The sequence below is a fragment of the Caulobacter sp. 17J65-9 genome, assembly GCF_010975005.1.
Classification (GTDB): domain Bacteria; phylum Pseudomonadota; class Alphaproteobacteria; order Caulobacterales; family Caulobacteraceae; genus 17J80-11.
Genome location: NZ_JAAIVC010000063.1, coordinates 1 through 17,853, shown reverse-complemented (window position 1 = coordinate 17,853; position 17,853 = coordinate 1). Strand labels below are relative to the sequence as shown.

20 protein-coding genes are annotated in these 17,853 nt (G+C 71.0%); 8 read left to right on the top strand and 12 right to left on the bottom strand.

Annotated elements, in window-relative coordinates:
- The 3 genes from G3573_RS11265 to pnuC form a co-directional block, all read right to left on the bottom strand.
- The coding region (locus G3573_RS11265) for a tetratricopeptide repeat protein (RefSeq protein ID WP_205598205.1) at positions 1–420 on the bottom strand (420 nt) is incomplete at its 3' end.
- 133 nt (positions 421–553) lie between these two features.
- Positions 554–1,552, bottom strand: a complete 999-nt coding sequence (locus G3573_RS11260; RefSeq protein WP_163261185.1) for an AAA family ATPase — start codon at positions 1,550–1,552, stop codon at positions 554–556.
- Positions 1,549–2,139, bottom strand: a complete 591-nt coding sequence (gene pnuC, locus G3573_RS11255) for a nicotinamide riboside transporter PnuC (RefSeq protein ID WP_163261184.1) — start codon at positions 2,137–2,139, stop codon at positions 1,549–1,551. The genes G3573_RS11260 and pnuC overlap by 4 nt, the downstream gene beginning before the upstream one ends.
- Before the next feature lie 104 nt (positions 2,140–2,243).
- Here pnuC and G3573_RS11250 point away from each other — a divergent pair, with 104 nt between their 5' ends.
- On the top strand, positions 2,244–2,930 hold the full coding sequence (locus G3573_RS11250; protein WP_163261183.1) for a glutathione S-transferase: 687 nt from the start codon (positions 2,244–2,246) through the stop codon (positions 2,928–2,930).
- Between the two features lie 7 nt (positions 2,931–2,937).
- Here G3573_RS11250 and G3573_RS11245 read toward each other — a convergent pair whose 3' ends face one another.
- The gene (locus G3573_RS11245; protein ID WP_163261182.1) at positions 2,938–3,387 is read right to left on the bottom strand and encodes a PaaI family thioesterase; all 450 of its coding nucleotides are present in this window, start codon (positions 3,385–3,387) and stop codon (positions 2,938–2,940) included.
- A gap of 60 nt (positions 3,388–3,447) precedes the next feature.
- Between G3573_RS11245 and G3573_RS11240 the strand changes: the two genes are divergently transcribed.
- From G3573_RS11240 to G3573_RS11215, 6 genes are all read left to right on the top strand, one after another.
- Positions 3,448–3,729, top strand: coding sequence for a DUF3253 domain-containing protein (locus tag G3573_RS11240; protein ID WP_163261181.1), 282 nt, complete (start codon positions 3,448–3,450; stop codon positions 3,727–3,729).
- Complete coding sequence (locus G3573_RS22560) at positions 3,707–3,985, top strand: DUF1232 domain-containing protein (RefSeq protein WP_205598204.1); 279 nt, start codon at positions 3,707–3,709, stop codon at positions 3,983–3,985. The genes G3573_RS11240 and G3573_RS22560 overlap by 23 nt, the downstream gene beginning before the upstream one ends.
- On the top strand, positions 3,982–4,566 hold the full coding sequence (locus tag G3573_RS11230) for a uracil-DNA glycosylase family protein (protein WP_205598203.1): 585 nt from the start codon (positions 3,982–3,984) through the stop codon (positions 4,564–4,566). The genes G3573_RS22560 and G3573_RS11230 overlap by 4 nt, the downstream gene beginning before the upstream one ends.
- Positions 4,567–4,583: 17 nt before the next feature.
- Positions 4,584–5,570, top strand: coding sequence for an alpha/beta fold hydrolase (locus G3573_RS11225; RefSeq protein ID WP_240454636.1), 987 nt, complete (start codon positions 4,584–4,586; stop codon positions 5,568–5,570).
- An 86-nt stretch (positions 5,571–5,656) separates the two neighbouring features.
- Positions 5,657–6,736, top strand: a complete 1,080-nt coding sequence (locus tag G3573_RS11220; RefSeq protein ID WP_163261179.1) for a Glu/Leu/Phe/Val dehydrogenase — start codon at positions 5,657–5,659, stop codon at positions 6,734–6,736.
- Positions 6,737–6,802: 66 nt separating this feature from the next.
- Positions 6,803–7,192 (top strand): VOC family protein, encoded by a 390-nt coding sequence (locus G3573_RS11215; RefSeq protein ID WP_163261178.1) that lies wholly within the window; start codon positions 6,803–6,805, stop codon positions 7,190–7,192.
- Positions 7,193–7,194: 2 nt separating this feature from the next.
- Here the strand turns inward: G3573_RS11215 and G3573_RS11210 are convergent, their stop codons facing one another.
- The 6 genes from G3573_RS11210 to G3573_RS11185 form a co-directional block, all read right to left on the bottom strand.
- Positions 7,195–7,377, bottom strand: coding sequence for a hypothetical protein (locus tag G3573_RS11210; protein ID WP_163261177.1), 183 nt, complete (start codon positions 7,375–7,377; stop codon positions 7,195–7,197).
- Positions 7,374–8,471, bottom strand: coding sequence for a PepSY domain-containing protein (locus tag G3573_RS11205; RefSeq protein ID WP_163261176.1), 1,098 nt, complete (start codon positions 8,469–8,471; stop codon positions 7,374–7,376). Before G3573_RS11205 ends, G3573_RS11210 begins: the two co-directional genes overlap by 4 nt.
- Before the next feature lie 16 nt (positions 8,472–8,487).
- Positions 8,488–10,653: a TonB-dependent receptor gene (locus G3573_RS11200; RefSeq protein WP_163261175.1), complete on the bottom strand. Its 2,166-nt coding sequence runs from the start codon at positions 10,651–10,653 to the stop codon at positions 8,488–8,490.
- A gap of 117 nt (positions 10,654–10,770) precedes the next feature.
- The gene (locus G3573_RS11195; RefSeq protein ID WP_163261174.1) at positions 10,771–11,787 is read right to left on the bottom strand and encodes an ABC transporter ATP-binding protein; all 1,017 of its coding nucleotides are present in this window, start codon (positions 11,785–11,787) and stop codon (positions 10,771–10,773) included.
- Positions 11,784–13,400 carry an iron ABC transporter permease gene (locus G3573_RS11190; RefSeq protein ID WP_163261173.1) on the bottom strand — a complete coding sequence of 539 codons (1,617 nt, stop codon included), beginning with the start codon at positions 13,398–13,400 and terminating at the stop codon, positions 11,784–11,786. The genes G3573_RS11195 and G3573_RS11190 overlap by 4 nt, the downstream gene beginning before the upstream one ends.
- Positions 13,401–13,406: 6 nt before the next feature.
- Positions 13,407–14,462: a Fe(3+) ABC transporter substrate-binding protein gene (locus tag G3573_RS11185; protein ID WP_163261172.1), complete on the bottom strand. Its 1,056-nt coding sequence runs from the start codon at positions 14,460–14,462 to the stop codon at positions 13,407–13,409.
- A gap of 132 nt (positions 14,463–14,594) precedes the next feature.
- Between G3573_RS11185 and G3573_RS11180 the strand changes: the two genes are divergently transcribed.
- Positions 14,595–15,341: a UdgX family uracil-DNA binding protein gene (locus G3573_RS11180; protein ID WP_163261171.1), complete on the top strand. Its 747-nt coding sequence runs from the start codon at positions 14,595–14,597 to the stop codon at positions 15,339–15,341.
- 125 nt (positions 15,342–15,466) lie between these two features.
- On the opposite strand, the gene G3573_RS11175 is transcribed toward G3573_RS11180, so the two are convergent.
- Positions 15,467–17,389 carry a TonB-dependent receptor gene (locus G3573_RS11175; RefSeq protein WP_163261170.1) on the bottom strand — a complete coding sequence of 641 codons (1,923 nt, stop codon included), beginning with the start codon at positions 17,387–17,389 and terminating at the stop codon, positions 15,467–15,469.
- Between the two features lie 28 nt (positions 17,390–17,417).
- The coding region (locus G3573_RS11170) for a heme-binding protein (RefSeq protein ID WP_163261169.1) at positions 17,418–17,853 on the bottom strand (436 nt) is incomplete at its 5' end.

Genomic DNA, 17,853 nt, shown 5'->3' with positions numbered 1-17,853 from the left:
CGCGTCGGTCGCGCCTGCGGCGATCGCAGCCTCGGCCTCGGCCCGCAGGCTGGCCCAGTCGCGGCCTTCGCCGGGGATCAGGGCGGCGACCTGGGAGACGATCTCGCTGGGCAGGCCGCACCTGCGGGCCTTTTCCAGCGCCTCGCGCGCGGCGTCGCCGTCGCCCAGCGCCGCTTCGCAGCGCGCCAGGCCGGCCAGCAGCCGCGGCCGGTCCTCGAACCGCGCCGCCAGCGTGCGATAGAGCTGCGCGCCCTCTTCGAACCGCTCGCCGAGCGTGAGCGCCGAGCCGTGCGCCAGCAGGTACTGCAGGTCGCCCGCCTGCGCCGCGCCCGCCTCGACCCGCGCCAGGGCCGCGGCGGCCTGCTCATCGTTGGTCCCGGTCGGCTTGGCCGAAACGGAGACGGCGTCGTCCGCGCTCATCGAAGTCAGGCCCCCGCCCGAAAATCCAAGCGCCACCGTTAGCCTGTTCGCCGACCGACGTCATCCGCCAGGGCCCGGGCCTGGCTTGCAAGGCGCCGCCGCCGTCGCAGCCTGTTCGCCCGCTGAGCCCCGCTTACGCTTCCGGCAGGGACGGGAAGCGCCCGCGCACGGCGGCGGCCGCCTGGGTCTCGCGGTCCGCCCAGCTCGCGCCGGTGATGCGGACATAATCGACGCCGCGCGCCTTCAACTCCGCCTCGCAGGCATGGAAGAAGCGCTGGCGGTCGGCCGGGGACGGGAAGTAGCGCGTTCCGTCGTCAGTCCACGGCACGTCTACGTCGCAGAGCAGGTAGAGATCGGCGTAGTCGTCGAAGGCGTCGAGCCACGGCGCCCGGCCGCCGGTCAGCATGTCCGACCAGACCGCGCTCAGCACCGGATCGGTGTCCTCGAACAGCACCCGATTGGCCTGGCGCTTGGCGGCCTCCACGGTGGCCAGGTGGCCCTGCACGATCCGCTCCAGATCCAGCGGGCCGACGTCGGTCCCGAAGGCGTCGGTGTAGGTGCGCCCGTACTCGGGCGCGACCAGCGTGCCGAAGCGCGCCGCCAGCCGCGCGGCCAGGGTCGACTTGCCGGTCGATTCCGGTCCGAACAGGCAGACGCGTTTGACGAACCAGGGCCGCACCGGCTGGGGCAGGAAGGCCCACTCACCGAACGGGTCGGCCCGGACGGCGGTGCCCGACACCGGCCGGGCCGTCCGGCCGATGTCGACCGGCACGAACCGCGCGCCCACCTCGGCGGCCAGGCGGTGGCCATAGTCCTCGGAGGCGAACACGACGTCCGGGCGTCCCCCGTGGGCCAGCACCACCTCGCGCCAGATCGGCCAGAACTCGGGATGGTCGGCGGGCTCCTGGGGCAGCGGCTCGGCGCACCAGCGCACGTCGCAGTCGGGAAACAGCTCGCGCATCCACCGGAAGCGCAACTCGCCGGGAATGGGATCGTCCGGCAGGGAGCAGACCAGGATGGTCAGGCGCTCGCAGTAGGCGCGGCCGAAGTCGCAGAGATGCACGTGGCCCTGGTGCGGGGGCATGAACTTGCCCAGCACGAAGCCGGACTTCGGCCTGTCGGGACCGCTCATGCGGGCTGGGGCGCGGCGGCCGGCGACGGCGCCTGGCGGCCGTAGGCGCGCCGCCAGATCGCCCAGCCGTAGAAGACGTTGGCGAACAGCAGCACGTACAGGCCGGTGGTGAGCCACAGCTGCTGGCCGGCGTAGACGTAGATCGACAGCAGGTCGACCACGCCCCAGACGATCCAGTTCTTCATCTGCTTGCGGTCGAGCAGGAACTGGGCGAGGGCGCTCAGCGCCAGGATGGCGGTGTCCAGCACCGGCGCCTGCGCGTCGGTCAGGGCGTAAAGCCCCCAGGAGGTCAGGGCGGTGAAGGCCGCCGCCGCCAGCCCGAACAGGCCGACTGTGCGCCACGACCAGTCGCCGATCGGCGGCTCGCGCCCGCGGTCGCCGCGCGCCCAGAACCACCAGCCGTAGAGCTGGATGAGGGCGAAATAGACCTGCAGTCCGGCGCTGGCGTAGAGCTTCGCGTTCCAGAACACGAAGAAGAACAGCACGACCCCGAGGATTCCGATCGGGTAGAGCGCCCGCTTCAGGTGGACGGTCAGGAAGACGCTGACGACCGTGCACAGCGTTGCGGCGATTTCCAGCAGACTCATCAGACGCGCTCGATCAGACCAACCAGCGCTACCCGAATACGGCCCCGCTAGCCAGCGCCCGAACCCGCCCGTAAGGTTTCGAAAAGAGACCTCAGGAGGCCGCCTTGAAACTCTATGATTTTCCTCGTGCGCCCAATCCGCGCCGCGTGCGCTGGTTCATGGAGGAGAAGGGGATCGAGGACGAAATCGAGATCGTCTCGGTGGACATCCTCGCCGGCGAGCACAGGTCGCCGGAGTATCGGAGCAAGGCCGGCCTCTCGCACGTGCCGGCGCTGGAGATCGACGAGCAGACCTGCATCACCGAGTCGGTCGCCATCTGCCGCTATCTCGAGGCGCTGTATCCCGAGCCGAACCTGTTCGGGCGCGACCCTAAGGAAACGGCGCAGATCGAGATGTGGACCCGCCGCTGCGAGATCTACCTGGCCAACCCGCTGATGCTGGCCACCCGGCACACGCACCCGGCCTTCGCGGCGCTGGAGAGCCCGGCGCCGGGCGTGGGCGAGTACAACCAGGCCATGGCCGAGCGCTTCCTCAAGGCTCTGGACCGTCAGCTGGAGGGCCGGGAGTTCATCGTCGCCGATCGCTTCACCATGGCCGACCTGGTGGCGGTCACCGGCATGGACTTCGCCCGTCTGATCAAATTCCAGCCGCCCGAGGCGCTGGCCAACGTCGCGCGCTGGTATCAGGCCATGCGCGAACGTCCGGCGGCGGGCGCGGGCGGCGAGCGTCGGCGCAACCTCAACCGCCGCACCCAGGCCTTCGAAGCGGGCGGCGCGGCCACGGCGGAGTAGGCGAGGCTCAGTCCTTCGGCCGGAACTTCCGGATCACGCCCGAGAAGGTGAACAAGAGCCGCTCGCCGGTGGTGATCTGGCCGCGCACGAAGATCAGCGAGCGGCCGGCGCGGGTGACCTCGCCGGTGGCCTCGATCAGGTCGCCCACGTAGGCCGCGTCCAGGAAGGTGGAGTCGAGCTGCACGGTCACCCCGCGCTGCCCCTCCATCTGCTCGTAGGCCAGCATGAACAGGGCGATGTCCGCGAAGGTCATCAGGCAGCCGCCGTGCATGCGGTGGCCGGAGTTCATGTGCTTCTGTTCGGCGCGGAAGGCGCAGCGGGCCTTGCCGTCCTCGTCCTTCCGGAAGAAGAAGGGCCCGATCAGGCTGTCGAAGGTTTCGTGGGTGTCGAAGTACCGCCAGCCGGCGAACTCGCCCTCCGTCACGGTGACAATCCTCGGCGGGGCTTCGTCGGCCATGAAACGCTCCACATTCTTCAGCTTACTGCCGTTCACATATTCCGTCGCGAGCCGCCCGTCATGACCCGATCCGTCGAGGACACCATTTTCGAACTGCTGGACGCCAAGGGCGCCGGCAAGACCGTGGGACCGGACGAGGTCGCCAAGGCGGTCGACCCGGAAGGCTGGCGCCGGGTTCTGCCGCAGGTGCGCTCGACCGCCGTGGGCCTGGCGCGTCAGGGGCGCCTCGTGATCACCCGCAAGGGAAAGCCGACGGACCCCGAGACCTTCAAGGGCGTTTACCGCCTGCGCGCGCCCGGCGCGACGGAGCAAGAACCCGGTGAAGCGGAAGAAAGCCTCTAGGGTCTTCAAGCTGGCCAAGCGGCAGATCGACATCTTCCGCTTCGCCGTCAACGACCCGCGCACGCCGCGGGCCGCGCGCCTGGCGGGCCTCGGCGTGCTGGCCTACATCGCCAGCCCCATCGACCTGATCCCGGACTTCATTCCGGTGCTGGGCCAGGTGGACGACATCGTGGTCGCCGGCCTGGGCCTGATGGTCATCTGGAAGATGATCCCGAAGGAAGTGCGCCGCGACGCACGCCGGATGGCCGCCGCTTGAGCCTGGAGCAGGTGCTGAGGGAGATCTCGGCCTGCCGCGCCTGCGCCGGGGAGTTCGGGCACGAGCCGCGCCCGGTGGTGATGGTCTCGCGCCAGACGCGCCTGCTGATCTGCGGCCAGGCCCCGGGACGCCGCGTGCACGAGAGCGGCCAGCCCTTCACCGACCCGTCCGGCGACCGGCTGCGCGACTGGCTGGGCGTGGGGGCCTCGACCTTCTACGGCGACCCGCGCATCGGCGTGGCGGCCATGGCCTTCTGCTTCCCAGGAACGAACCCGGCCGGGGGGGATTATCCCCCGCCCAAGCGTTGCGCCGAGCTGTGGCGCAAGCGCCTGCTGGCGGAGTTGAAGGAGGTCGAGTTGACCCTGTTGGTGGGCTGGCACGCCCAGGTCTGGGCCTTGGGGCCGACCGCCAAGGCCAACATGACCGAGACCGTGCAGGCCTGGCGGGACTACGCGCCCGGCGTCGTGCCGCTGCCGCACCCGTCCTGGCGCAACACCAGCTGGCTCAAGAAAAATCCCTGGTTTGATCGCGAGATCGTGCCTTACCTGAGAGCAAGGGTGAGCGGTATCTTGGCCACATGATTACGCGCCGGCTCGCGATGTTGGCGGGCGCGTCGGCCCTGACGGCCTGCGCGCCCATGGTGCAGTCAGCCCGGCAGCCCCCGCCGGGGTTCGACGGGGCGCGGCTGGAGCCGCGGACCTTCGTCAGTTTCGACGGCGCGCGCCTGCCGCTGCGCACCTGGGCGGCCGACGGCGAGCCCTGGGCGGTGATCGTCGGCCTGCACGGCATGAACGACTACGCCGCGGCCTTCTGGATGGCCGGGCCGTGGTGGGCCAAGCAGGGGATCACGACCTACGCCTACGACCAGCGCGGCTTCGGCCGGGCCCCGGACCGCGGCGTCTGGGGCGGCCGGGCCCTGATGGCCGAAGACCTGCGCACCCTGTGCGGCCTGCTGCGCAAGCGCCATCCGCACGCCACCATCGCAGTGGCCGGCGAGAGCATGGGCGGGGCCGTGGCCATCACCGCCTTCGCCGACCGGCCGCCGGACGCCGACCGTCTGGTGCTGCTGGCCCCCGCGATCTGGGGCTGGTCGGCCCAGCCGGTGATCAACCGCGTCGCCGTCTGGTTCGCGGCCCACACCGTCGGCGACCAGGCGATCGAGCCGCCGCAGACCTTCGCCCGCCGAATCGTCGCCTCCGACAACATGCCGGAGCTGCGCCGCATGGGCCGTGACCCGCTGATGATCTGGGGCACGCGGCCGGACGCGGTGTACGGGCTGATGAATCTGATGGAGCAGGCCCGTTCGAGCCTGCGCTACGTGCGCGCACCCGTGGCCTACCTGTACGGCGAGCACGACGAGATCATTCCGCACCAGCCGACCTTCCAGGCGGCGCACCAGCTGAAGCCGACCGATCGCTCGGCGTATTACGCAAACGGTTGGCACGTCTTGCTGCGCGACTATCAGGCCGAGACCGTCTGGCGCGACGTGGTCGGCTTCCTGCGCGATCCGGCCGCCCCGCTGCTGTCCGGGGCCCCCGCGATCCCCGGCGCGCCCACGCCCCCGAACGGCCAAAGTTTTCGCTGATTAGTCGACGAGCGCGGCTTGCAGGCCTCGCCGTGACAGCGTAACCCCCGCGCAAATTCGTTCCACCCTGCCCGAGGCAGCCGGAAATGACCCTGTTCGATTCCCCCGCTTTCGAGAATCACGAAGGCGTACACTCGTTCTTCGACGAAAAAACTGGCCTCAAGGCGATCATCGCGGTCCACTCGACCGCGCGCGGCCCGGCCTGCGGCGGTTGCCGCATGTGGCCCTACGCTTCGGCCGAGGCCGCCCTGGACGACGTGCTGAAGCTCTCGTGGGGCATGTCCTACAAGAACGCCGTGGCCGACCTCGAGCTCGGCGGCGGCAAGGCCGTGATCATCGGCGACAGCCGCACCCAGAAGTCGCCGGCCCTGTTCGAAGCCTTCGGCCGCATGGTCGACAGCCTGGGCGGCGCCTACTGGACCGCTGAAGACGTCGGCATCTCGCCGGCCGACCTGGCCTCGGCGCGCCGCACCACCAGGTACGTGGCCGGCCTGGAAGGCACCCCGGCCAGCTCCGGCGACCCGAGCCCGACGACCGCCGAAGGCGTGTTCCGCGGCGCCATGCTGGTCGCCAAGCGCCTGTGGAACGCCACCGACCTGTCGGGCGTGACCGTCGCCGTTCAGGGCGTGGGCCACGTCGGCGGCTACCTGGCCGAGAAGCTGCACGCGGCCGGCGCCAAGCTGGTGATCACCGACGTCAACGAAGCCACCCTGAAGACGGTGGCCGAGAAGACCGGCGCCACCATCGTGAAGCCGGAAGAGATCTTCGACGTCGACGCCGAGATCTTCGCCCCCTGCGCGCTGGGCGGCGCGATCAACGAGACCACCCTGCCGCGCCTGAAGGCCAAGGCCATCGTCGGCGCCGCCAACAACCAGCTGGCCAGCCACGAGATCGGCCGCCGGGTGTTCGAGCAGGGCCTGATCTACGCGCCGGACTACGTCGTCAACGGCGGCGGCATCATCAACGTCGCGGCCGAGATCAACGCGCTGAAGGCGTCCGGCGCCTACGATCCGAAGTGGGTCGAGGGCAAGCTGGCCCGCCTGATGATCACCCTGGACGAAGTCCTGCAGCGTTCGGTCGGCGAGAAGCGCCCGACCCACGAGATCGCCGGCGAAATCGCCCGCGCCCGCATCGCGGCCGCCCGCGACGCGCGCGCCGCGGCCTAAATCGAGCGGCGCTCGCGCCGTTCGCTGAACCATGGTCTATGGGGCTCTTCCGCAAGGGGGAGCCCCATGCCACGTCCGGTCCACTTCGAAATCCAGGCCGACGATCCCGTCCGGGCCAAGGGCTTCTACGAGCAGCTGTTCGGCTGGTCGTTCCAGAAGTGGGGCGAGCACGACTACTGGCTGATCAAGACGGGCGAGGACCAGCCCGGCATCGACGGCGGCCTGCTCAAGCGCATGGGCGGCCCGCTAGACCGTCAGACCCCGCACCCCGTCATCGGCTATGTCTGCACCATGGGCGTGGACGATACCGAGGCCTACGTCGCCAAGGCGCTCGGCCTCGGCGGCGAGATCGCCGTGCCGCGGATGGCCGTGCAGGGCGTGGGCTGGCTGGCCTACGTCAAGGACACCGAAGGCAACATCTTCGGCCTCATGCAGGAAGATCCGAGCGCGGGCTGACGTCAGGTCCGGCGGCGCAGGATCGCCCAGGTCACGGCCGCGACCGGCGCGCCGAGGCCGACCCAGCTGGCGACGTCGTAGACGCCGTCGCCCAGCAGGGCGGCGACCAGGCCCACGGCGCTGAGCGCGGCGATCAGGGCCGGGACCGCGAAGACGCGGAGCAGGGACGAGCGCCCGGTCTTCATGGCGCGGCGCTCCGGCGCCGGCGCGCCAGCCACAGGTAGAGCCCGCTGCCCAGCACCACGATGGTGGCGAGGTCGAGCAGGGCCCACAGAACTTTCAGCAGCAGGCCGCCGTAGTCGCCGAAGTGCAGCGGTTGCGACAGCGACAGGGTCTTCACGTACCAGGGCGTCTGGGCGACCGCGGTCAGCGCGCCGGTCTGGGCGTCGATCAGCACCGGCGTGGTCAGGTGCTTGGTCAGCGGCGTGCGGCCGTGGAAGAACACGCCGTAATGGTGGGCGGTCGAGTAGGACCCGCCCGGGAAGGCCACGAACTGCAGCTCGCGCTGCGGCAGCACCGCCTGCGCGCGCACGACGGCGGCGTCGATCGAGGCGGTGGGCGCGACCGGCGCCGCGTCGGCGTAGCGGGCGGTCAGCACGCCCAGCTCGTGCGTCTTCCAGTAGTCGGTGATCGGATCGGCCAGGGTGTTGACCACCCCGGTCAGGCCCACGACCAGCGCCCAGGCCACGGTCACCGCGCCCAGCAGGTTGTGATAGTCCAACCACTTGGTCCGTGCGGCGCGCGAGGCGCGCACCGTCCCGAACGGCAGCTTGCGCATGAAGGGGGCGTACAGCACCACGCCCGAGACGATGGCGGCGACGAACAGCAGCCCCATCGCGCCCAGGAACAGCATGCCCGGCAGGCCGAGGAACAGGTCGGTGTGCAGCTGCAGGATGAAGTCCATCACCCCGCCGCCCTTCACCGGCGGCACCAGCTCGCCGCTGGTGCGGTCGTAGGAAGCGAAGTGCATGTCGACGCCCGGCGAGTCGGGGCGGGGGCCCGTGGTGACGTTCACCACCGGCCGGTCCTCGTCGAAGCTCATGTAGAGCGGGACCTCGCCGGGACGGTTCTTCAGGGCGACGGCGAGGATCTCGTCGTAGCCCAGCAGCCGGCCTGAGGCGTCGGCCGGCTTCCACAGATCGTGGCCCAGCGCGTCGTCGATCTCGTGATGGAAGATCAGCGGCAGGCCGGTCAGGCACAGCATGAGCAGGAAGGCCGTGCAGATCAGGCTCGTCCAGGTGTGGACGAACGACCAGACGCGCACGGTCTTCGGAGCCATTTACGCCACCAGCCTCTTAGAAATCGACCGAGGCCGACAGCACGAAGGTCCGCGGCGCGCCCAGCACCAGGTAGTTGGCGCCCGGATAGCCGCCGGTCGAAGCCCAGTAGGCCTCGTCGGTGATGTTCTCAACCCGCGCCCGCAGGGTGATCGGCTTTTCCGCCACGGTCACATCGTAGCGGGCCCCCAGATCCAGGCGAGTGAAGGCGTCCAGTTGGGTGGTGTTGGCCGCGTTCGCCTGCTGCTCGCCGGTGTAGATCACCCGGCCTTCCAGGGTCAGGCCGCTGACGGCGGGCACGTCCCACTCGAGGTTGGCGTTGAAGGTCATGTCCGGCACGCCGATCGCCTTCACGCCGTCCGGGGTCTCGGTGTCGACGAAGGTCGCGCCGCCCAGCAGGCGCAGGCCCTCGACCGGCTCGCCGAACAGGGCCAGCTCCAGGCCGCGGTTCCGCTGCTCGCCGAAGGCGCCCATCACGTCGCCGACCACGGCGATGCTGGGCAGGGTGGTGTCGAACACGCTGGCCGAGCCGCCGATCCGGCCGTTGTCGTACTTCACGCCGAGCTCGTACTGCTCGGCCCGGAACGGGGCCAGCACCTCGCCGGCGTTGGACAGGGGCGCGCCGCCGCCGGTCGTGGCCGGAACCACCTTGCCGGGCGTCAGGGCCTCGGAATAGTTCGCGTAGATCGAGACGGTGTCGGTCGGCCTGAACACCAGCGCCAGGGCCGGGGTGACGGCGTCGTCCTTGTAGGCCGAGTCCGGCGCGCCGGTGGTGTAGTTGAAGGTGCGGGTGTCGATCTGCTGCCAGCGGGCGCCGACGGTGGCCAGCAGCTTGCCGTCCATGAAGGACAGCAGGTCGGCCACGGCGACGCTGGCGTTTTCGGTGCGCTCGGTCACCAGCGGGGCGTCCATGTCGCCCGCGCCGAAGATGGTCGCCGGAGCGGGGACCTGGGTCGAGGCGTAGAGGCTGCCGGCGAAGGGCGCGAACCAGTCGGAGGCGGCCCAGGCGTTGCGGCTTTCCAGTTCGACCTTCGAGGCCGAGGCGACCAGGGTGTGACGCACCGGGCCGGTGATCAGCTTGGCGCGCACGCCGGCGTCGGCCGAGACGATCGAGTCTTCGCGCTTGTTGTCGAAGCGGTAGGACGTGGTCGCGCCGTCCGGGCCCACGGACGGGTTGGCCAGCACGTTGTGCTCCTCGCCGTCGCGGCCGCCGACCGCGGCCCAGACGGAGACGTTCTTGCTCACGTCGAACTCGCCGCGGACTACGCCGAACAGCTGGCGCTCGTCGGTGAAGGTCCAGTCCTGGCCGAAGTTGGCCGAGGCGTCCGGCGCGGCCGGCACGGCGCCCCACGGCGTGGCGCTGGGGCGCGGCGCGTCGATGCGGTGGTCCTGGAAGCCGAGGTCGGCCGAGAAGCGGAACTGCTCGCCCTGACGGTCGACCGACAGGCCCAGCACCGACAGCTCGCGCTCCTGGCGATCGACCGAGGTCTCGCCGTCGCGACGCGCCACGTTCACACGCGCGCCCCAGGCCTCGTCGGCGCCGAAGCGGCTGGCGGCGTCGAGCGCGCCGTAGAGCTGGCCGCCGCTCTCCACGCCCACGGTGGCGCGGGTCAGGGGCTCGTCGCCGGCGCGCTTGGGCACCAGGTTGAAGGCGCCGCCCACGCCGCTGCCGCCCGGCGCGGCGCCGTTCAGGAAGGCGTTGGCGCCGTGGAAGACCTCGACCCGCTCAAGGAACTCGGCGGCCACGAACTGGCGCGGCAGGACGCCGTAGACCCCGTTGTAGGTCATGTCGTCCGAGTACACCGGGAAGCCGCGGATGACGTACAGCTCCTGGAAGTTGCCGTAGCCCTTGGACACGCGCACGGCCGGGTCGTTCTGCAGCACGTCGCCCACGCCGTGGGCCTGCTGATCGCGCGCCAGTTCCTCGGTGTAGGCCGTGGTCGCGTAGGGCGTGCTCATCATGTCCATGGCGCCGAACAGGCCGACGCGGCCGCCGCGGGCGACCTGGCCGCCGGCGTAGGCGTTGGGCAGCTCCACCTGCGAGCCGGCCACCACGACCACGGTGTCGACGTCCGTCGCCTCCGGCTGGGTCTGGGTCTGGGTCTGGGCGACGGCGGCGCCGGCGAGAACGGACGACAGGACGAGGGCGGCCGACGAGACCAGCAGGCGGCGACGAGACGACATTTGATGTTCTTGAAGGCTGCGATTGAGAATGGCTCGCAGTAGCAGCCCGGCGGCCAAGGTGCAATTAGTTCCTAGGCCGTTTTCTCTAGGGATTTATCCGTAGGCGCCGTGTGTGGCTCAGGCGCCCGGGAACACCGCGCAGAAATGCGGATCCAGGCCGACGTGGACCGTGTCGTCCACCTTCGGCGCGCCGCGCGAGGGCACGTGGGCGTGGGCGACGTGCTCGCCGGCCTTCAGGGTCAGCTCGGTCATCGCGCCGCGGAAGCGGGCGGAGGTCACCCGGGCCGCAACCTCGCCGTCCAGCCGCAGGGCCTCCGGGCGGGCCATGACCGTGGCCGCGCCGTCGCCGACCGAAGGCAGGCGGCCGAACGGGGTGAGCGCGACGCCGTCGGTGATCTGCGCGGGCAGGGCGTTGGCTTCGCCCAGCAGGCGCGCGGCGGTCATCGACACGGGCGCGTGGTAGCAGTCGTGCGGGCTGCCGGTCTGCAGGATGCGTCCGTCGTCCATCAGGGCCAGCTCGTCGCCCATCATCAGCGCCTCTTCGGCGTCGTGGGTGACGATCAGCACCGCGGCGTTGGTATGGCGCAGGGCGTGCAGGGTGGCGTCGCGCACCTCCGCCTTGAGCCGGCCGTCGAGGCCCGAGAACGGCTCGTCCAGTAGCACCGCCGAGGGCTCGCGGGCCAGCGCGCGGGCCAGGGCTACGCGCTGCTGCTCGCCGCCGGACAGGGCCTGCGGGTAGGCCTGCGCGCGATCGGCCAGGCGCACGCGCCGCAGCTGGGTCTGGGCGATCTCCTTGCGCTCGCGCGCGGGCTTGCCCTTCAGGCCGAAGGCGACGTTCTGCTCGACCGTCAGGTGCGGGAACAGGGCGTAGTCCTGGAACACGAAGCCCAGGTCGCGGTGCTCGGGCGGGACCTCGACCGGGCCGTCCGACAGCACCCGGTCGCCCGAGCGGATCAGGCCGCCGTCCAGCGGCTCCAGGCCGGCGATCAGGCGCAGCAGCGTGCTCTTGCCGCAGCCGGAACGGCCCAGCAGGCAGGTGATGCGCCCGCGGTGAAGCTGGAGGCTGGCGCCGTCGACCGCGATCTTGTCGCCGTACGCGCGACGGACGCCCTCGGCGGAAATGGCGACGCTCATGAAGGGGCTCCGGGCCGCGAGTGGGCCACGCGGCGGGTCAGGACGATCACCGGCCCGATGGCGACCAGCAGGATCAGCAGGGCGGGCCAGGCCGCCTGGGCCAGGCGCTCGTCGGCGGCGTAGTTGTCGGCCAGCACCGCCAGGGTGTCGAAGTTGAAGGGCCGCAGGATCAGGGTCGCCGGCAGCTCCTTGAGCACGTCGACGAACACCAGGAGCGCGGCGGTCAGCAGCGCGCCCTTGGCGATCGGCAGGTGCACGCGGCGCACCGCGCCGGTCTCGGTCTCGCCGAGCGTGCGGGCGGCGCGGCCCATGGACGGCGTGATCCGCGCCAGGCCGGCGTCGATCGGCTCCAGCGCCGAGGCCATCAGGCGCGCGGCGTAGGCGTAGAGCAGCAGGCCCACGCCCGCGCCGAAGCCCGACACCGCGCCCTCGAAGCCGCGCCACAGCCAGCCGGCCGGGGCCAGCAGGCCGATGGCCATCACCGCGCCCGGGGTGGCGTAGCCCAGGCTGGCCAGACGCGGGGCCAGCGGATGGCCGCGCGCCCCGAAGGCGATCACCGCCGCCAGCACGACCGTGACCGCCGCGCCGGCGACGGACAGGCTCAGCGAGTGGGCGGCGGCCAGCAGCAGGCGCGGCGCTTCCGGAACGGCCGACAGCCCGCGCCAGGCCAGCCAGCCGGCCGGCAGCAGCAGGCCCAGCGTCAGCAGGGTCAGGCAGAACAGGCTCGCGCCCCAGGCGCTGGCGCCCTTCAGCTGCAGGCTCGGCAGGGCGCGCCAGCGGGCGGCGCCGCTGTCATGGCCCGCGCCCTTGCGGTTGGCCCGCTCGATCATCAGCAGCACGGCGGCGGCGCCCATCAAGAGCAGCGACAGGCGCGCGGCCGCGACCGTCGAGCCGAACACCGACCAGGCCCGCACCACGCCGGTGGTCAGGGTCTGGACGCTGAGGAAGTTGACCGCGCCGTAGTCGGCCAGGGTCTCCATCACCGCCAGCGCCATGCCGGCGGCCAGCGCCGGGCGGGCCAGCGGCAGGGCCACGCGGAAGAAGGCCTGGCGCAGCGAGCAGCCCAGCGTGCGGGCCGCTTCCAGCGCCGCCACCGACTGGTTCACGAAGGCGGTGCGGGCGGTCAGGTAGACGTAAGGGTAGAAGGCCGCCGACAGCACGAAGGCGGCGCCCGGCAGGCTGCGCATGTTCAGCGGCAGCTCGCTCCCGAAGGCGTCGCGGAAGGCGGTGCGGATCGGGCCGGCGGCGTCGAACAGGTCGGCGTAGGCGTAGGCCAGCAGGAAGGCCGGCGCGGCCAGCGGCAGGGCTAGGGCCCAGGCGAAGAAGCTGCGGCCCGGGAAGCGGTGCATCACGATCAGCCAGGCGGCCAGCGCGCCGGCCGAACCGGCGCCCAGCGCCACCAGGGCGGCCAGGACGGCGGAGTTCAGGGCGTAGCGGGCGATCAGCTCAGGGGCGCTGGCGCGCGCCTCGCCGCCGAACACGGCCAGAGCGATCACCGCGACCAGGGGCGTGATCGCCAGCACCGCCGCGGCCAGCGCGCCCCACTGCAGGCCCGTCCACGGCTTGGACAGGCGGCGCAGGCGCGTCGGCGAGAGGGGCTGGACGTCGGCCATCGGCCGTCAGCGCCAGCCGGCCTTGTCGAACACCGCCTGGGCTTCCGCCTGGCGCTCGCCGTAGACGGTGACCGGCATCGGATCGGCGGTGAAGTTCGAGTACTGGGCGACCAGCGCCGGCGGCTTCACCGAGGGGACGGCCGGATATTCGTGGTTGGCGCCGGCGAAGATCTCCTGGGCCTCGTCGGTGGACAGGAACTCCAGGAACTTCACGGCCGCGTCCTTGTGCGGGGCGTAGCGGGCCACGCCGCCGCCGGAGATGTTCACGTGCGTGCCGTGGCCGTCCAGGTTCGGGAAGGCCAGGGTCACCTTCTCGACCACGGCCTTGTCGCCGGCGTCGGCCGAGGCGACCAGGCGCAGGTAGTAGTAGGTGTTGGTCAGGGCCACGTCGCAGACGCCGGCGCCGATCGCCTTGATCTGCTCGATGTCGCCGCCCTGCGGCGGGCGGGCCATGTTGGCGACCACGCCCTTGGCCCAGGCCAGGGCCTTGTCCTGGCCCCAGCGCTCGATCAGGGCGGACATCAGCGACAGGTTGTAGACGTTGTCCGAGGATCGGACGCAGACCTTGCCCTTGAAGCGCGGCTCGGCCAGCGCTTCGTAGGTGGCGACCTCTTCCGGCTTCACCTTGGCCTTGTCGTAAGCGATCACGCGGGCGCGGCGCGAGAAGCCGAACCACTCGTTCTGCGGATCACGCAGGCCAGCCGGGATTTTCTCGTTCAGCACCGCCGACTGGATCGGCTGGAACAGGCCGGCCTGCTCGGCGCGCCACAGGGCGCCGGCGTCCGAGGTCAGGATCACGTCGGCCGGGCTGGCGTCGCCCTCGGCCTTCATCCGCTCGATCAGCTGGTCGGGGCCCATCTCCAGGCGGTTGACCTTGATGCCGGTGGCCTTGGTGAAGGCTTTGTAGAGCTCCAGGTCCGCGTCGTAGTGGCGGGCGGTGTAGAGGTTCAGCTCGCCCTTGGTCGGAGCTTCAGCCTCCTTGCGCGGGCCGCAGCCGGCCAGCAGGGCGAAGGACAGGACGAGCGCGCTCGCCGTCGACAGGGCTTTTCCAAACTGGCGCATGCTCTTCACCTTGGCCGGGCAGGGGAACGGGGCGTTCCTGACACGGCTGCGAACGGCTCGCAATAGCATGCAGTGAAACGTGACCGGCCAGGCGCTGGATATCGGTCGTGATCCGGAACAAAATGCGAACAAATGAGCCCGCGACGGTGGAACCGGCCCGGGCCGCGCTCATTCCGCTGTTACCGCAAACGAGGTCGGGCCATGGCTGACGCGCCGCACACCGAACCCTCCCGGCGCACCGCGCGCGCGGTGGCCAGGAGCGTGCGCGACGGGACCTACGACGACGCCTTCGCGCCCGCCTCGATCGCCGAGGTGTGGACCGCGGTGCAGGCCTGCCGGCGCTGCGATCTCTGGCGCAATGCGACGCAAGGCGTGGCCGGCGAGGGGCCGGCGCGCGCGGCGCTGATGTTCGTGGGCGAGCAGCCCGGCGACCAGGAGGACCTGGCCGGCAAGCCGTTCGTCGGACCGGCCGGGCAGATGTTCGACAAGGCTCTGGCCGAGGCCGGCGTGCCGCGCTCCGAGACCTACGTCACCAACGCGGTGAAGCACTTCAAGCACGAGCCGCGCGGCAAGCGCCGCATCCACGCCAAGCCGAACGTCGGCGAGATCCGCGCCTGCCGCTGGTGGCTGGAGAGCGAGCGGCGGCTGGTCCGCCCGAAGGTGATCGTGGCGCTGGGCGCCACCGCCGGGCGCGCCGTGTTCGACCGGCCGGTCACGGTCGCGGAGGATCGCGGCCATCCGTTCGACCTAGGCGACGCCAAGGGCCTGGTCACCGTCCACCCGGCCTACCTGCTGCGCCTGCCCAGCCAGGACGACCGGGCCAAGGCGTGGACGCTGTTCGTGGCCGACCTGCGCGCGGCGTGGGAGCTGGTGGGGTAGCTGCCTGAACGTCCTTTTTGCTCAGGTAGCATCATAGCCGCAGGCGGCAGGACGGCTACTGAGCCCAAGCGCGCCCGACCGGCCGCCGCGCGACGCGAGTCCGGTCGGATCTCCCGCTCGCTCGATCAGAAATCCGTCACCAAGGCCGCGGTGTAGCGACGTGGGAACGTCGGAAAGAGCGCGCCGCCGCCGGTGACGTTCCAGCCGTACTCGTCCGTCACGTTTGTCACGCTCAGACGCAGCGCGGCCCGGGCCTCGCCGATACGGAAGCGATATCGCGCCCCGACGTCGGCGGTGGTGCGGGCGGGAATGTACACACGATTGTCCACTCGCGCCGGTCGCTCACCCGAATGGGCCACGCCGAAGTCGACGGACCAGGGCCCGTCGCCGGGACGATAGTCGAGATTGAGCCTCAGGACCCGGTCCGTCTGTCCGATCGGGTCCGGTCCGACGAGGTCGGCCTGCACCGCCTCCCCGGTGACTTGGGGATCCATCAGCACCGCGCCGGCCACGAGATTCAGACCCGGCGCGATCGGCCCCGCGACGGACAACTCCAGCCCGCGGTGCCGGACGACGCCGATCTCCCCGAACTGGTTGGAGGCGCCGAGCGCGACATAAGGCTTCTCGACCTCGAAAACGCCGGCGACGACTCGAAGATCTTCGCGGATGGCGTACCTCAGGCCTACGTCCCGTTGGCGGGTGCGGATGGGGGCGAGAACCTCACCGCGGTTCGTCGCGTTGTCGGGAGCGACGCCGCTTTCCTCAAGCCCTTCAGTGTAACTGCCGTAGATCGACAGACGCGGGGTGGCGCGCCAGGCCGCGCCGACGTTGTAGAGCCAGGCCGCCTCCTCCGCTGTGGTCGGGGCCGCGCCCGGTCGGGTCACCGTTTTGGAGTAGACGGTCCGCTGGACGCCCAGGTTGGCCTCGCCCAGTCCGCGCCAGAACCCGTCGTAAGCTACGCCGGGAGAGTACTGATCCAATTCGTCACGGGTGCGTGGGCCGAACTGATAGGTGGGTTCGGGCAAGGCGGCCGGGTCGCCGACTTCAGCCCTGCCGAACGACGCGACAGAGGCTCCGCCGCGAAGGCTGACCACCGAGCGGCCGCGCAAGCTGCCGTGAACGACATGTCGGCGCGGGCCTTCGTCGAACGTTCTGGACACGCGGATCTCGCCGGATGTCGAGCCGGCTTGTTGTTCCGCGTTCGCGACGATCACGCGATCTCCGAAATTCTCCGGGCCGACGTTTCGGAACAGGTCGGCGAAGTTTCGTTCTTGTTCTACCTCCGAGCGGAACAGTCCGGCGCGTACGCGCCACCCCGGCGCCGGATCGACCGCCGCGAGAAGTCCTAAACTCATGAGACCCGCTTCATTGATCGCCCAGTTCTGGCCGTAGAACTGAATAGGCTCCGCCGTCGGCAGGCCTGCGGTGGACGGCAGCAGGACCGGAGTGGCGTTGTCGCCGAAAATGTCCAGAGCGGACCAGAAGACACGCACCTGCGCGTTCCGGTCCCCACGCCAGGTCAAGCCTGCCGTGCGGCCGAACGTGTCGCCGACATCGCCAGGCGCGATCTCGTTATGGCGATAACCAAGCCCGAAGTTGACGGACAGCCCGCCGCCGATCGGCAGGCCGCCGTCCACCTCGCTCCCCCAGCCTTCGTACGGCCCGGCGATCAGGTTCACGCTGACGGTCTGGTTCGGTCCGCCGCCGCGTAAGGCGTAGTCGACCACGCCGGTCGGGGCGGGAAAGAGGTAGCCCTGCGCCGTCAAGCCGACGCGCACGGTGCTGCCCTGCACCAGCCGTGGGGAGATCGTGCCGCCCTGGTGGTCGTAATAGAGCCCGTCCAGACGCACGTTTCCGGCTTGGATCGGGCTGAAGCCGCGGACCTCCTGGTCGTTGTAGAGACCGATCCGCTCCGCGCCGATGCTGCGTCCGAAGGCGTCGCCGGCTCCCACCACGGGGTTCTCTTCGGCGCGCTGGGCATAAGCGGGGAAGGCGCAGGCCAGCAGGGCGGCGGCCGCGAGCGCGCCACGTGAGTACTTCATTTGCATGTCAGCTCTGAATTCCAGGCGGTCGGGCTCAGCCCGCCGCGGCCTCTGCGGCGCGGGCCACCTCGCCGTCGGCTTGGGCGGAGGCGCCGCTGACGCCGATGGCGCCGACGGTGCGGCCGTCCACGACGATCGGCACGCCGCCCTCGACCGGGATCAGACCGTCGATCGCGAGCGGCCAAAGGCGGCCGGCGGCGAGGGCGTCTTCCAGGACGCGCGTCTCGCGACCGAAACGAGCCGCGCTGCGCGCCTTGGCCACCGCCACGTCGGCCGAGCCGTAGCCGGCGCCGGTCATGCGCACGAAGGCGACGGGTTCGCCGGTCGGTTCCACGATGGAGATCGTGAGCTGCAGGTTGCGGCGACGGGCTTCCGCGATCGCCGCGGCCATCACGCGCTCGGCCTGCTCGTAGCTGAGCGGCGCGCCGTAGGGCGCGGCCGGCGGCGCGGGCGGACGGGCCGGCTGGGCC

What these genes read in the sequence shown, in the direction of transcription:
- G3573_RS11245 (WP_163261182.1), bottom strand. Translation starts at nt 3,387, where the DNA reads ATGGCCGACGAAGCCCCGCCGAGGATTGTCACCGTGACGGAGGGCGAG.
- G3573_RS11210 (WP_163261177.1), bottom strand. Translation starts at nt 7,377, where the DNA reads ATGAAGACCGGGCGCTCGTCCCTGCTCCGCGTCTTCGCGGTCCCGGCC.
- G3573_RS11175 (WP_163261170.1), bottom strand. Translation starts at nt 17,389, where the DNA reads ATGCAAATGAAGTACTCACGTGGCGCGCTCGCGGCCGCCGCCCTGCTG.
- pnuC (WP_163261184.1), bottom strand. Translation starts at nt 2,139, where the DNA reads ATGAGTCTGCTGGAAATCGCCGCAACGCTGTGCACGGTCGTCAGCGTC.
- G3573_RS11220 (WP_163261179.1), top strand. Translation starts at nt 5,657, where the DNA reads ATGACCCTGTTCGATTCCCCCGCTTTCGAGAATCACGAAGGCGTACAC.
- G3573_RS11200 (WP_163261175.1), bottom strand. Translation starts at nt 10,653, where the DNA reads ATGTCGTCTCGTCGCCGCCTGCTGGTCTCGTCGGCCGCCCTCGTCCTG.
- G3573_RS11225 (WP_240454636.1), top strand. Translation starts at nt 4,584, where the DNA reads ATGTTGGCGGGCGCGTCGGCCCTGACGGCCTGCGCGCCCATGGTGCAG.
- G3573_RS11185 (WP_163261172.1), bottom strand. Translation starts at nt 14,462, where the DNA reads ATGCGCCAGTTTGGAAAAGCCCTGTCGACGGCGAGCGCGCTCGTCCTG.
- G3573_RS11260 (WP_163261185.1), bottom strand. Translation starts at nt 1,552, where the DNA reads ATGAGCGGTCCCGACAGGCCGAAGTCCGGCTTCGTGCTGGGCAAGTTC.
- G3573_RS11190 (WP_163261173.1), bottom strand. Translation starts at nt 13,400, where the DNA reads ATGGCCGACGTCCAGCCCCTCTCGCCGACGCGCCTGCGCCGCCTGTCC.
- G3573_RS11180 (WP_163261171.1), top strand. Translation starts at nt 14,595, where the DNA reads ATGAGCCCGCGACGGTGGAACCGGCCCGGGCCGCGCTCATTCCGCTGT.
- G3573_RS11195 (WP_163261174.1), bottom strand. Translation starts at nt 11,787, where the DNA reads ATGAGCGTCGCCATTTCCGCCGAGGGCGTCCGTCGCGCGTACGGCGAC.
- G3573_RS11205 (WP_163261176.1), bottom strand. Translation starts at nt 8,471, where the DNA reads ATGGCTCCGAAGACCGTGCGCGTCTGGTCGTTCGTCCACACCTGGACG.
- G3573_RS11240 (WP_163261181.1), top strand. Translation starts at nt 3,448, where the DNA reads ATGACCCGATCCGTCGAGGACACCATTTTCGAACTGCTGGACGCCAAG.
- G3573_RS11215 (WP_163261178.1), top strand. Translation starts at nt 6,803, where the DNA reads ATGCCACGTCCGGTCCACTTCGAAATCCAGGCCGACGATCCCGTCCGG.